General features: G+C 43.7%; 6 protein-coding genes. 4 read left to right on the plus strand and 2 right to left on the minus strand.

Annotation, left to right across the window (positions count from 1 at the left end):
* Positions 1-35 precede the first annotated feature (35 nt).
* From AC570I_RS13190 to AC570I_RS13200, 3 genes are read left to right on the plus strand one after another with little or no spacing between them, the layout of a single operon-like run.
* Positions 36-3,383, plus strand: coding sequence for a SusC/RagA family TonB-linked outer membrane protein (locus AC570I_RS13190; protein WP_497405782.1), 3,348 nt, complete (start codon positions 36-38; stop codon positions 3,381-3,383).
* 14 nt (positions 3,384-3,397) lie between these two features.
* Positions 3,398-4,921: a RagB/SusD family nutrient uptake outer membrane protein gene (locus AC570I_RS13195; protein ID WP_497405783.1), complete on the plus strand. Its 1,524-nt coding sequence runs from the start codon at positions 3,398-3,400 to the stop codon at positions 4,919-4,921.
* The gene (locus AC570I_RS13200; RefSeq protein WP_497405784.1) at positions 4,915-6,768 is read left to right on the plus strand and encodes an alkaline phosphatase; all 1,854 of its coding nucleotides are present in this window, start codon (positions 4,915-4,917) and stop codon (positions 6,766-6,768) included. The genes AC570I_RS13195 and AC570I_RS13200 overlap by 7 nt, the downstream gene beginning before the upstream one ends.
* 49 nt (positions 6,769-6,817) lie before the next feature.
* On the opposite strand, the gene AC570I_RS13205 is transcribed toward AC570I_RS13200, so the two are convergent.
* Together AC570I_RS13205 and AC570I_RS13210 are read right to left on the minus strand one after the other, a co-directional pair.
* Positions 6,818-7,642, minus strand: a complete 825-nt coding sequence (locus AC570I_RS13205; protein WP_497405785.1) for a response regulator transcription factor — start codon at positions 7,640-7,642, stop codon at positions 6,818-6,820.
* Entirely contained in the window at positions 7,627-10,800 is a 3,174-nt protein-coding gene (locus tag AC570I_RS13210; RefSeq protein WP_497405786.1) for a ligand-binding sensor domain-containing protein, read from the minus strand. Before AC570I_RS13210 ends, AC570I_RS13205 begins: the two co-directional genes overlap by 16 nt.
* A gap of 230 nt (positions 10,801-11,030) precedes the next feature.
* Between AC570I_RS13210 and AC570I_RS13215 the strand changes: the two genes are divergently transcribed.
* A complete protein-coding gene (locus AC570I_RS13215) occupies positions 11,031-14,237 on the plus strand; it encodes a SusC/RagA family TonB-linked outer membrane protein (RefSeq protein WP_497405787.1) in 3,207 nt (1,068 codons plus the stop codon).
* Positions 14,238-14,239 lie beyond the last annotated feature (2 nt).

Raw genomic sequence — 14,239 nt, forward strand, 5'->3', positions numbered from 1 at the left:
TAACAAATTTATTCATCCAAACAATAATCAAACAAATGAAAACAACCTCAGTCAAGAGGACAGAATCTCTCGATCACATCATGAAATACTCATGCATAACCTTTAGCATTCTCTGCATCTTCTGCAGCTCACTTTTTGCATCTGCCGGCATGGCGCAGCGGTTGGAGAAAAGCAAAATCAATATTCAAATCAACAGGGGTCGCCGGTTGATCGAAATCATCCGTCAGATCGAATCTGCATCCGGTTTGAGCTTTGTGTATAATCCGGATTTACTTCAGGAGAAAAATACTGCTGTAAGCGGTGAATTTAGAATGGAGCCGGTAAGGTCTTTACTGGATAAACTCGGATTAAGTGTAACAGAACGTGGCGAATATGTGATTCTAAACAATGTCACCTTTAACAAACCCGATCGTATTGTAAGTGGAACAGTAAGAGATTCTACAGGCCTGGCGCTCCCGGGCGTAACTGTAAAGGTTTTGGGCACGCAGGCCGGAACCATTACGGATGCCAACGGGGCTTACCGCATAGAAGTTGGTGCCGGAACGGTACTTTCTTTCTCCATGATTGGTTATACCACCAAAGAAGTAACGGTAGGAGATAACCAGAGCATTAATGTAACGCTGAGCGAGGAACGTTCGCGTTTAGCCGACCTTGTTGTGGTTGGTTACGGTACACAAAAGAAAGAAACCCTTACAGGAGCGGTAAGCATCGCTTCGCTGGATAAACTCTCTTCGCGATCGTTGAACAGTGTTGCCGAGGTTTTGGCTGGTAAAGCACCCGGGGTAATTGTAACCAATGAAGGGGGCGATCCAACATCAGCCCCACGGATCAATATCAGAGGTGGTGGTGGCATCAATGGCGAAAGTGTTTTGTATGTTATCGACGGATCCATCTTTCTGGGTACACCGCAACTTAATCCGAATGATATTGAGTCTATCTCGGTATTGAAAGATGGAGCGAGTGCAATATACGGTGCCAGGGCATCGGGCGGGGTAATTTTGATTACAACCAAAAAAGGCAAAAAAGGCAAAATGCAGATCAGCTTTGATGCAAAAGTTGGTCAGCAGAGTGCCTGGCGCAAGCTGGAACCTCTAAATGCCACACAACGTGCGCAGGTGGCGGCAACGGCTGCTAAAAATGGCGGAACAGCTATACTTCCGGCATTTGATCCTGCTAAATATCCTGATGGACAGGTAACCAGAACCAACTGGATGGACGAAGTTTTCAGGGACGCATTGCTACAGGATTATAGTGCTGCCATCAATGGCGGAAATGAGAAGTCGAACTTTTACATGAGCTTCAACTACCGCGATGCGGAAGGCATTGTGCTGAATACCCAGACCAAACGCTATAACTTCCGGATCAATTCGGAGCACGAACTTGCCTCATGGCTGAAAGTGGGTGAAAACCTTTCTTACAGCAGTACAAACGGCAACGGGGCAAATACAAGCAGCGATTATACAGGAGTACTGCTATCAGCAATTTATTATCCTACCAATGGTACCCCTTACAATGCGGATGGAAGCTTTGCCGGATTGCCAGGCGGACAGTATGCCGGTGACTATGGCGATATTGTGAATCCTGTTGCTGAATTACAGCGTATCGATATCAATAACCCGGTAAATGTATTGATGGTAAACCCTTATGCAACCCTTCAGCTGGCAAAAGGATTAAGCTTCAGGTCGAACCTGAGTATCACCAAAACCTTTTCCCAGTATAAAAGCTTTACACCAAAACGCCCGGAAGTGGGTAAGCCTGTGCTCAGCAACAGCCTTTCAGAAAGTTCAGGCCAGTCTAACGATTTCTTAACCGAACAGGTATTAAATTATAAAACTGATCTTGCTGCACATCATCTTGATTTCACGGCGGGATATTCGTTCCAGAAAACAAAAAGCAGCAGCTTATCGGCAAGCGGATCAGGATTTGATGATGAATCGGCACAATACAGGTACCTGGTGAATGCAACTGTCATTCAGCCATCTTACAGTGCTTTTGAGGCCACATCTTTACTTTCCTTATTTGCCAGAGCCAATTATAATTACAAGGAAAAATACCTGATATCCTTGATTGGACGCCGGGATGGTTCATCATTGTTGCCAAAAGAAAACAGGTTTAGGAACTACGGATCGATATCCGCAGGCTGGGCCGTAAACAAAGAAAATTTCCTGCAATCTGCTACCTGGTTATCTGAATTAAAACTAAGGGCCAGTTACGGCTTGCTGGGTAATCTGGCTGGATTGTCACCATCGGCGGTAAATCCCCTATTAAGCAGTACACAAGCTTATTTCGGACAAACGCCAACTTTGCAAAATGGTTACATCCAGACTATTCTGGCCAATAAAAACCAGGAGTGGGCACAGAGTAAACAAACCAATATCGGTATCGACGTGACGGTTTTCAACAGGTTAAGTCTGGTAGCAGATTATTTCGTGAAGGATATTGACAAGATGATTTTAACGCGGACGCTTCCGGGAACTGCAGGTTTGAATACGCAAACCATCAATGCAGGTTTATCGAGAGACAAAGGCTTTGAGCTCGGTCTGACCTACAACAGCGATAAAAACGCTGCGTTCAATTACTCTGTTAATGCTACTCTAACTAAAGTGAACAACAAGCTGGTTGAACTGACATCGGGTTTAGAAACTATCGCGCTTTCCACTACCTTCAGAAACGAACTGACCCCGTTAATGCATAAAGTTGGCCAGCCGTTGTATAGCTACTACGTATTGAAAACAGACGGTATATTTCAGAGCCAGGCTGAAGCAGATAATTACAAGGGTTCAAACGGACAAAAGATTCAGCCTAATGCCAAGGCGGGTGACTTCAAGTTCGTGGATATGAACGGTGACGGATCTATTGATGGAAAAGACCGTTATTTTGCGGGAAGTGCTTACCCTGATTTTTCTTACGGATTAAGCTTTAACGCAAACTATAAAAACTTCGATTTCAACATTATGGCCCAGGGTGTACAGGGCAATAAATTGTTCAATGCGGTGAAAAGGACAACTTATAGTGCAAGTGGTCCATCTTACAACAAACTGGTGGGTATTTTAGATGCCTGGAGCCCGGAGAATCCAAACGGTAAAGTGCCAATTATTTCTACCAGCGATGCCAATGGAAACTTCAATGCCTCAGATTTTTACATTGAGGACGGCTCTTATTTGCGTATCCGCAACGTAACGCTCGGTTACAGCTTACCCAAATCATTAACCAGTAAAATCAGAACCGGTGCGGTGAGGATATACGCTACGGGGAACAACCTGTTTACCATTACCGATTATTCGGGCTTCGATCCGGAGATTGGTCTTTCGAACAACGGGCTTGATGTGGGTAAATATCCGCAGGCCAGAAGTTTCATGCTTGGTTTAAGTGTTAACCTTTAATCGATTCAAAACATATGAAAACATCTTTAAAATATATAGCAGTACTGGCAGTAACTGTATTTGCGGCTTGTACAAAACAACTTGATATTGCACCTGAAGGTGCACCATCGGCACAGAATTTCTGGAAAACCAAAGAAGACGCGATCAAGGCAGAAGCGGGTATGTATGAAAATTACAATGCTGAAGATTTCTACGGGCGTGGCATGTTCTGGTTTATCAATGCGAGTGACGATATGGTTACCGGCCGGAACAAACCTGAGGGCGATAACATTAAGAATTTTAACCGCAGCTACATAGGTGGCGGATATACCGAAACGCAATGGAGTATGCGTTATGCCATTATTAAACGGGCAAATGATATCATCATCAATGTTCCTGCCATTAATATGGACGAAAGTTTAAAGAAGCAGATTATTGGCGATGCTTATTTCAATGCGGGGCTGGTTTATTTTCAGCTTGCAGCGAATTATGGCAATGATAAGGCCGGGGTACCAATTGTTACCCCTGAAGCTGACCCGGCTATACCGGTTGGGCGTGCTAAAAATGTGAACGAAAACTATGATTATATCATTTCCTTATTGCTTAAGGCAGCCGATAATCTTCCTTTGTTCACTACCATGAAAGCAACCGATTATGGTAAGGCGCACAAAACTGCAGCATGGGCCTATCTTTCTAAAGTTTATCTTTACAAGAAAGACTATGCAAACGCAGCAAAATATGCAGACATGGTGATTACCTCTGGTCAGCATGATTTAGTTACCACAGGTTTTTCCGATGTTTTCAAGGCCTCAAATAACTGGTCTAAAGAATATATCTGGTCGGTTGTATGTACACCTAACGGTGGTGGCACCGGTTGGGGAAGTAAATTGCCGGGTGTTATGCTAACGAATAAAGCCTGGGGCATTTATAATGGCTGGGGTTATTATTTGCCAACCAAAGAGCTTTATGATTCCTATGAGGCAGGCGACCAGCGTCGTGAAGCCACCATTTTAAAACCGGGCGATAAATTTATGTTTTTCGGTGCGGAGCGTAGTTTTACCAAAGATGCCGGAGCCACTTCAAATTATCAGTTTAAGAAATATATGGAGCCTTTTACCTATGCAAATCCGATTCCGACACACGTTAATCCTAACGGAGATAATGGAACTACTGATTTAAATGTACCGTTGATGCGCTATGCGGAAGTACTTTTGATCAAGGCAGAGGCCGCTATCAATGTAAGTGGTGCAGGTGCGGGAGATGCTGAGTTAAATAAAATCAGGATGAGAGCCGGATTACAACCTAAAACAGGAATGACGCTGGCGGATTTAAAACGCGAACGTAGAAATGAGCTGGCTGGTGAGTGGGCCGATCGCCACCGCGATTTAGTAAGATGGGGGGATGCACAAGCGGTTTATGCACAACCATTACACGATTTTGATGGCGCAGTGATCTGGCCTGCAAGGGCTTTCAATCCCCAGGTACATGATGTTTGGGCAGTTCCGCAAAGGGAAATAGATAACAGTTCGGGCTTGATTAAACAAAACATAGGATGGTAAGGACGAAAAAACTTATTTGTCTGTTATTATTCGGTTTTGGCGTACATTCAGTTTCTGCGCAGCAGAAACTGAATGTGATAAACGGACATAGCCACAACGATTACAAGCAGCAGATCCCGCTGCTGGGCGCTTACTATGCAGGGATGGGATCTATAGAAGCAGATGTTTTTTATCGTAAAGGTGAATTGTATGTGGCGCACGACAGTACTGAAATCAGGCCAGGGAAAACGCTCAGGAAACTTTATATAGACCCCCTGGTGGCTTTCTTTAAGGAGAATGGCCAGCATCCTTATCCGGATGCCAGTTTGAAATTACAACTGGTGGTGGATATCAAAGAAGATTATGAGCATGTGATCCCCACGTTACTGGCGGATTTGAAAGGTAAGGAGTCTGTGTTCGATACTGCATTAAACCCTTCTGCTATCAGGATCGTACTGAGTGGAAATGTACCACCGGTAGAAAAGTTCAAAGATTATCCACAGCAGATTAGTTTCGACGGCAGGCCGGCAATAAACTATACTGCGGAACAGCTTAAACGTGTGGCGATGATCAGCGACGATATCACACATTATTCGGTATGGAATGGAAAGGGTACACCAACCCCCGGCGACCTGCAAAAAATGAAATCAGTGGTTTCCAAAGTACATGCTTTGGGTAAACACTTCCGTTTCTGGGGTACAAAAGATAATCCCAATAGCTGGAAAGAGCTGGAGCATATGGGCGTAGACTGGATTGGCACAGATCATCCCGCGTTGCTGAAAGATTTTTATCAGAATAGAACCAAGCTGGAGTACATCAACCCTAAAGGACATATTCCCTATCAGCCCACCTATAAAAGTGATGGAATTGATAAAAAGGTGAAGAATGTGATTTTGCTGATTGGCGATGGAATGGGGCTGGCGCAAATCCAGGCTGGGCTGAGTGCTAACTTTGGGCAGTTGAATATGATTCAGATGAAGCGCATTGGTTTTTCACGTACCGAAGCTTCGAACTCTGACTTTACAGATTCTGCTGCTGGCGCTACAGCAATGGCCACCGGCAGTAAAACCAATAACCGCTACATTAGTATGGATCCGGCAGGGAAACCGCTTCAGGCCATTCCAGATCTGCTGGCTCCGCTGGGTGTGAAAAGCGGGATTATCAGCAGCGGCGACATTACCGATGCTACACCGGCGGCATTTTATGCCCATCAAACTGAGCGGTCGATGACCAGGGAAATTGCCGCAGATTTTGTAAATGGCCATGTTGACGTATTGGTAGGCTCTAAACGCAGCAGCTTTTCTGATCAACCCAATCAGCAACTGATGGCAAAGCTGATGGAAAAAGGCTATGTGTACCAGAAGGACCTGAGAAGTTTCGTAGCATCTGATGCTGGTAAGCAGGTGGTGCTATTGGATGATTCGGTGACCAGAAGGGTACTGGATGGCAGGGGAGAGATGCTAAAAACTTCGTTCCTGAAAAGCATTGAGATACTTTCTAAGAACAAGAATGGATTTTTTATTATGGCAGAAGGCGCACAAATTGACCATGGCGGACATGCAAACGATCTTCCCTTTGCCGTGACCGAGCAACATGATTTCGACCGTTTAGTGGGCGAAGCCTTAAAGTTTGCAGATGAAAACGGCGAAACATTGATCATTGTAACTGCCGATCATGAAACCGGAGGCTTGTCGCTTTTGGATGCTTCATACAAAAAAGGAACAGTACGCGGGAATTTCAGTACAGATGACCATACCAATATCATGGTTCCTGTATTTGCTTACGGACCAGGTTCGGATGCCTTTATCGGCGTTTACCCAAATACACAGATTTTCAAAAAAATAATCAGTGCATATGGACTGAAATAATTATTTGTTTCCCGCAGATCAGACAAGTTTTTGAATCTGCGGGAACAAATTATGGCTTTCGTTTATCCTGGCTGATGCTGAGCACATAATCGGTTGGCGACATGCCGAATTGCTTCGAGAAATTACGGCCGAAGTGCGATTGGGAACTATATCCTACCACTTCAGAGATCTCGTAAATCTTCATCATCCCTTCGCTTAACAATTCTGCGGCTTTCTTTAACCGTGCGAGGTTAATGAGTTCGTTGGGACTCAGATCGGATATGGATTTAATTTTTCTGTATAAGGTGGGGCGGCTCATGTTCATCTTCTCCGCCAGTAATTCTACGTCCAGATTCAGGTTACTGATGTTCTTGTTAATGGTTTCATGCAGCTTTTCGAGAAATATTTCGTCGGCTTTGGATGAACCCATTGTTTTCATGTGAAGCAGGGGTGAACTGGAGAAATAGGCCTTTATTTTATTTCTGTTTTTAATGAGGCTGGATACCTGTACCTGGAGAAACTCAGGCGAGAAGGGTTTTTCTACATAGGCGTCGGCACCAAGTTCCAGGCCTTCTATTTTTGATTGCAGGGTGTTTTTAGCAGTTAATAAGATTACCGGAATGTGGCTGAATTCGGGTGTCGACTTTACTTTGGCGCAGAAGTCGAAACCATTCATTTCCGGCATCATCACATCGCTGATGATCAGGTGTACGATCTCCTTTTCCAAAACGGCCAGGGCTTCAATTCCGTTTCTGGCCTGAAGCACTTTGTATTTTTCTTCCAGGTCATCAGAAATGAAATCTAAAATATCCTGATGGTCATCTACCAGCAAAATCACAGATCGCTGTGCTGTGGTATGCCCTGGTATGTTCGTTCTATCTAAAGTTTCTCCCATTGTCCGTTCAAATTAAATTCAATAAGCTGGTGTACAGGTAATTCCAATACGAATATATTAACAGCTTCCGGATTTTGATTAAGGTAAAGTTTTCCGTTGTGCAACTGTGCAAGCGACCGTGAAATCGACAATCCAATTCCGGTACCTGTTTTGATATCTGTTTCCCTGGCCCTGAAGAATGGTTCGAAAATCTTGTTTTCCAGTGCTACAGGTATTTTATTTCCATCGCTTTGAACCCATACATAGAATTTTTCGTTTTTATCGTCTGTTTCAAGTGCAAGTTCTACCTGGCTTTTTCCATACTTTATGGCATTATCTACCAGGTTACTCATCATTTTATAAAATGCTTCTACATCGATATAGGCCATTAATTGCTGTTCAGGAAGCTGTAAGTTGCAGTTCATCTGGTTTTGCTCTGCAGCGGGGTGAAACTGTAATACCACATCTTTTAATATTTCTGAAATATTTGCCTGTACAAAATTCAGCGAGAATCCGCTCGTTTCTGTTTTTCTGAAGTCGAGCAACTGATTGGTGAGTTTGAGCAGCCGGTCGGTGTTTCTGTCCATAATCCGCAGGTTCTTTTCAATGGCGGGCACATCTTTCGCCTGTTTGATCAGTTTTTCCATCGGGCCTATGATCAGGGTTAACGGCGTTCTGATTTCATGGGCAACATTGGTAAAAAACTCAATCTTGGCCTGATAAACCTCTTTTTGTTTTTCATGTTCGAATGCTTCCATTCTTCTGCTGTTCTTCAGCTGTATTTTCCGGTGGTATCTTCTCACCAGAATCAGCATTATTGCTGCGATTAAAGCGATATATAGCAGGTAGGCCCATGTGCTAAGGTAAAAAGGGGGCAATACCCTGATCAGGAGTTTCACATTTTTTGTACTCCAGGTGCTGCTCCCTTCCAGTAGCGCTTTTACCTCGAGTGTATAGTTGCCCGGGGCGAGTTTGGTGAAGTATATCTTCCTGTTGGTTTTCAGGTATTCCCAATCTTTGTACAAGCCTTTCATCTTGTAGGCATATTCGGTCATTTCGGGCGACTGGTAATTCAAGGCTGCGAAGTCGACGCTGAAAGAGGATTGGTCAAAGCTGAGGGTAATGGTATCGGTATCAATAATTGACTTTCTCAATACCTGTGCTTTTGCGTCCCTGGACGTTTCCTGGCCGTTGATCTGAAAGCCGGTTAAAAACACTTGTGTTTCTATCGTGTTTGGTGCAAAGGCGTGGGGATCAAAACTGACCAGTCCTTTTACACTTCCAAAGTACATCCGGCCGTTGATGTCTTTGTAAGCCGAACTATAATTAAACTGGTCGGTAAGTAGCCCGTTGGTTTTGGAATAAGTTTTATTCAGACCTGACTTTGGATCGAAGTGGATGAGTCCACGTGTGCTGCTGATCCAGAATTTGCCTTTTTGATCTTCTTCAATTTTGAAGAGGTAATTACTTGGGAAACCATTTTTAAGGCCATAGCGGCTAAAATGGTTTGTTTTTGGATAATAGCGGCACAGGCCTCCACCATCGGTGGTTACCCAGATATTGTTCTGGCTATCCACAAAAATGCTGTTTATCGTATTGTGGCTGATGGAGCCTTGATCGCCCCGATCGTTTCTAAAGTTTGTAAAACCCTTCCGGGTCAGGTTGAACCTAAAAACCCCATCATTAAAGCTACCCGCCCAGATGTTTCCTGCAGAATCTTCGGTTAAGGAATCATAAAACAGAAAAGGCAAACCGGGGATGGGTTCGAAGTCGTCGGTTTTACGGTTGTACTGATAAATTCCGTTAATGGTGGCAACAATAATTTCACCTTTCCTGGTTTTGCAAAAGGTTACGATAAAGTTGGTGCGCAGCATATTTCCTACACCCGCCTGGTAATGTTTAATTACCCGTTCCGTTTTCAGGTCGAACAGGTCGAGGCCATGTTCAAATGTTCCTACCCAGAGTCGATCACCGTCCACGAGCAAGCCATGGATATTGGCATAAGAGATACTTCCTTTTTTACCGTCGGGTAGAAAATGTTTGAACATACCGGTTCTGGGATTTAGTTTGTTCAATCCGGCATCTTCAGTGCCAATCCAGAAGTTGCCGTTTTGGTCTTTAGTGATTTCTCTGACATCATTTCCACTGATGGAGTTACTGGCCTTTTGAGGAAAATACTTGGTAAACAGGGAGGTATGTGTGGAGTAATAATTAACGCCGCCAAAGTAGGAGCCGGTCCATACGCCACCATCCCGATCTTTGAATATCGTATAAATGGCGTTATCGCTCAATGCGTAATCATTATTATACTGCTTCCTGAGGTTGATGATTTTTTGCAAGGAATCATTATAGATGTATATGCCCGATTCTGTGCCGATCCAGAATTCGTGGGCTGCGGTTTGCTTGATATCCCGAACAAAAACGGGGGTTTTATCGTCGTTAAGGGTGATGATGTTCCTGGATTTCTGTGTGATGGGATCCAGTAATTTAAGCCCCTGGTTGGTGGTTCCGATCAAGAGCAATCCGCCGGTGGTCTCAACCATCTTGGATACCCACCCATATTCCGGTTTTTGGTTGATGCCGTTTACGCTGAAGCTTTCAAATCTATTGGTTTTGACATCATAACGTTCTACGGTTCCACGTCCGGTACTTACCCACACCTGCCCGCTTGCCGAAAGCATCAGCGCAGAGGCATCAAAATTTACTTCTTTGCTGAAAGTGTACAGTTTTCGGGATGATTTATGGTAGCGGTAGAGCTTAAATGACGACGTAAACCACAGGTTGCCGGCGAGGTCACTAATCAGGTCGATGATCCGCATTCCTTTTGTTTCCGCTAAAAGCAGGAAACTTTCCGTTGCAGGCTGGTATTCAAATATACCATCGTTGGTACCTGTCCATAAAGTATTTTGTTTATCCACGTGAACGGCATAAATCAAATCGTTGCCTAAGCTGCCTTTGTGTTCCTGATCATGGCGGTAGGTTTTGAAGGAATAGCCATCAAAGCGGTTCAGTCCGTCTTTGGTGCCAAACCACATAAAGCCCTTTTCATCCTGCGCGATGCAAAAAACGGTATTGTTTGATAAGCCGTTTTCGACCTGATAGCGCCTGAAATAATAGGGCTGTGCCACCAGTATTCTGGCAAAACACATAAGAACGAAGAGGATGACTGGCTTTTTCAATGGGTACTTTGGTCAGGCTTCAAATATATTAAACATCTGCAAGGCGAGCAACCTAAAACGATTTTATTGTACCAAGATGTTTAGCTAGAGGTTATTGATAAAACGAGACAATTTGGAGAAATTATGATACAAATCAGCAATCACTCTAGCTGTTAAAAGCACAATCTTTGAATAAGATTTAAATGAACTAAAACAATTTACTTCTAAAACTAACCAAATCACTAACCTATATGAAAAGAAGTGTATACTCCTATGGCGTAGACTCAGGCACCTTTAGGGATTTCTTTAAGAAATTCCATCTCAGAAGCAGATTACTCCCTTTTATTTTAAGCTCATTTGCTTTAGTGCTATTGTCGCTTCAGCTCAGTGCGCAAGAACCTGGAACGGTTACCGGTACCGTTACCGACGAGACCGGGGCAACGGTTGTTGGCGCCAGTATCAAAGTTAAAGGCACCACTGTTGGAACAACGACCGACGGAAGTGGTAAATTCAGAATTCAGGTAGCAGATAAAAATGCTACGCTGGTATTTATTTATGTGGGTTACGACAGTCAGGAAGTACTGCTCAATGGCCGATCTACCTTAAGTGTAAAACTGGTACCTACCAAAAATGATTTAACTGAAGTAGTGGTAGTGGGTTACAACACCCAAAAGAAAGAAGCCATTACCGGATCAATTGCGACGATTACCAGCAAGGACTTTGAAAAAGTACATGGTGGTTCTACGGTGAGCACCGGTTTAGCAGGCAAGCTACCTGGTGTTTCATTTAGAATGCCAGATGGAAGACCCGGTGCTTCGGCAAACATCCAGATCCGTAATATGGGAAATCCATTGTATGTAATTGATGGGATTCAGCAGGATGCCGGTCAGTTCAATAACATCTCGCCGAACGATATCGAAAGTATCAGTGTACTTAAAGATGCTTCGGCCGCTATCTACGGTAGCCGGGCTTCCAATGGGGTGGTTTTAGTGACCACTAAGAGAGGAAAGACTAACAGCCGGAACACCTTTGTTGTCGACGCGTATACAGGATGGCAAAACTGGTCACGTTTCCCGGAAACATCTGATGCTTATCAATGGATTCTGGGTAAAGCCATTGCAGAGCTTAACCAGAGTGGTACAACGGGCGTAACCCAGAAAGAAATTGAGCAATGGCGTGTGGGTACCGATCCGGGCTTTCAAAGCCAGAACTGGAAAGATATTATTATTGCGCCAAATGCACCTCAGTACTCCGTTAACCTGAATGCATCGGGAGGTACAGATAAGCTAAACTACTATTTTTCTGCCACCCGCCTTGATCAAAAAGGGGTTTTCGGAACTTCACGTGAATTCGACTTTAACAGAACCAATATTCAAAGTAATATTGAGGCTAAAATTACCGACCGGTTCAAGGTCGGGATGTTGATTAATGGCAGGATTGAAACCCGCGACCAGCCTGGTGTACCGGGAGGTGATGATTATTTCGCTGCGAGATTTGCGTTATTCAGAAATACACCGCTTGAACAGGCTTATGCTAACGGAAACCCTAATTACCCGAACGATATCGGGCACAATACAGAACAATTTGCTGTACAAAGCAAAGCTTTGAGTGGCTACTGGAGATCTGACTGGAGGGTACTTCAAACCAACCTTACGGCATCCTATGATACGCCGATAAAAGGTCTGGAGATTAAAGGTTTGTATTCTTATTACATTGCCGATAACCTGATTAACGGACATGAATATACCTATGATGTTTACCATTATAATTCTACAACCGGTATATATGAAAAAAGAGTAGGAAGTTCAAACCCTTACCGTGAGCGGAGAACAGAGAAAATTTATACCAACACCTATCAGATTCAGGCCAACTATAACCGCACTTTCGGTAAACACACTGTAGGCGGCGTATTGGTAGCAGAACGTCTGGACCGGTTTAGAACGTATACTTTCCAGCATGCTGTACCACAAACCAATGTGTTGCCGGTATTGCAGTTTGCCGATCTTGATGGACAAGATTATACTGATCAGCAAAATGAGGAAGCCAGATTGGGTTACGTGGCCAGACTAAATTATAACTACGACAACAGGTATTATTTAGAATTATCTGGTCGTAGAGATGCCTCCTGGAAATTTGCACCAGACAGACGTGTAGGTTATTTCCCATCTGCATCAATAGGCTGGAGAATTACGCAGGAGCAATTTATGAAGAACCTGTTAGGCGAATCTACTGTTTTAAACGATTTGAAACTCCGTGCATCTTATGGTGTTCTGGGTGATGATAATATTGACGGACTTGATCCTTTTGCTTACATACCTGGCTATAATTATAATCAGGGCAGTGTGATTCTGGACGGGCGTAACATCACCACCTCACGCGACAAGGGACCGATTATTAATAATTTATCGTGGTTTGAAAGCCGTATTACTGACATCGGGCTTGATTTCAGTATGTTTAACAGCAAACTGTCGGGAACAGCAGATTATTTTTATAGAAAGAGAACAGGGCTTCCAGCCAGAAAAAATGATGTGGTCGTTCCTATAGAACTGGGATATGGTCTGAACTCGGAAAATCTTGAAAGCGATGCACAATACGGAGCTGAATTTTCCTTAAACTACCGGGATAAGATTGGCGAGTTTAATTATAATGTAGGGGGAAATATTTCCATCAGCAGGAGAAAGTTTCTTGAACAATATAAGCCTCGTTTTGGAAACTCATGGGATCAGTACCGGAATAGCATGACCAACCGTTACACTGACATTTTCTGGGGATACGAAGTAACCGGACAGTTCCAGAATATCGACGAAATTAATAACTATAAGGTGAATATTGATGGAAAAGGTAACAGGACACTTTTACCTGGCGATTTAATTTACAAGGATCAGAATGGTGACGGCGTAATCGATCCGCTTGATGAGCGTCCAATTGGCTACACTACCACAGGTCAGCCTAACATGGGATTTGGCTTCACTTTAGGTGGCTCGTATAAAAACTTTGATTTTACAGCCGACTTTTCGGGAGGTTCAATGTACTCGTGGAACCAGAACTGGGAACAGCGCTGGGCTTTTCAGAATAATGGCGCCTTGTTGCAAAACTTTGCTGATGACAGCTGGCATCGTACGGATCCGTTTAATTTGAACAGTCCATGGGTTGCCGGAAAATATCCTGCATTGCGTTTTAATGATGGTGGCCATAGCAACTATAATAAAAATTCAACCTTCTGGTTGCACAATGTTAAATATTTACGTGCCCGCACCCTGGAAATTGGTTACACTTTGCCTAAGAAATGGTTAGAGAAGGTGAAAATTCAAAACGCAAGGATTTATGTAAACGGATACAATCTGTTTTCTATCGATAACTTAAAGGAATATGGTGTTGATCCTGAAATTGCAGATGATAATGGATTACAGTATCCTCAAAATAAATTTGTAAACATCGGGGCGAAAATTACGCTGTAATA

It is taken from the genome of Pedobacter sp. A2324, from assembly GCF_059693705.1.

Excerpts from the sequence above, each read along its gene's own strand:
- AC570I_RS13200 (WP_497405784.1), top strand. The coding sequence starts at position 4,915 with ATGGTAAGGACGAAAAAACTTATTTGTCTGTTATTATTCGGTTTTGGC.
- AC570I_RS13190 (WP_497405782.1), top strand. The coding sequence starts at position 36 with ATGAAAACAACCTCAGTCAAGAGGACAGAATCTCTCGATCACATCATG.
- AC570I_RS13195 (WP_497405783.1), top strand. The coding sequence starts at position 3,398 with ATGAAAACATCTTTAAAATATATAGCAGTACTGGCAGTAACTGTATTT.
- AC570I_RS13205 (WP_497405785.1), bottom strand. The coding sequence starts at position 7,642 with ATGGGAGAAACTTTAGATAGAACGAACATACCAGGGCATACCACAGCA.
- AC570I_RS13215 (WP_497405787.1), top strand. The coding sequence starts at position 11,031 with ATGAAAAGAAGTGTATACTCCTATGGCGTAGACTCAGGCACCTTTAGG.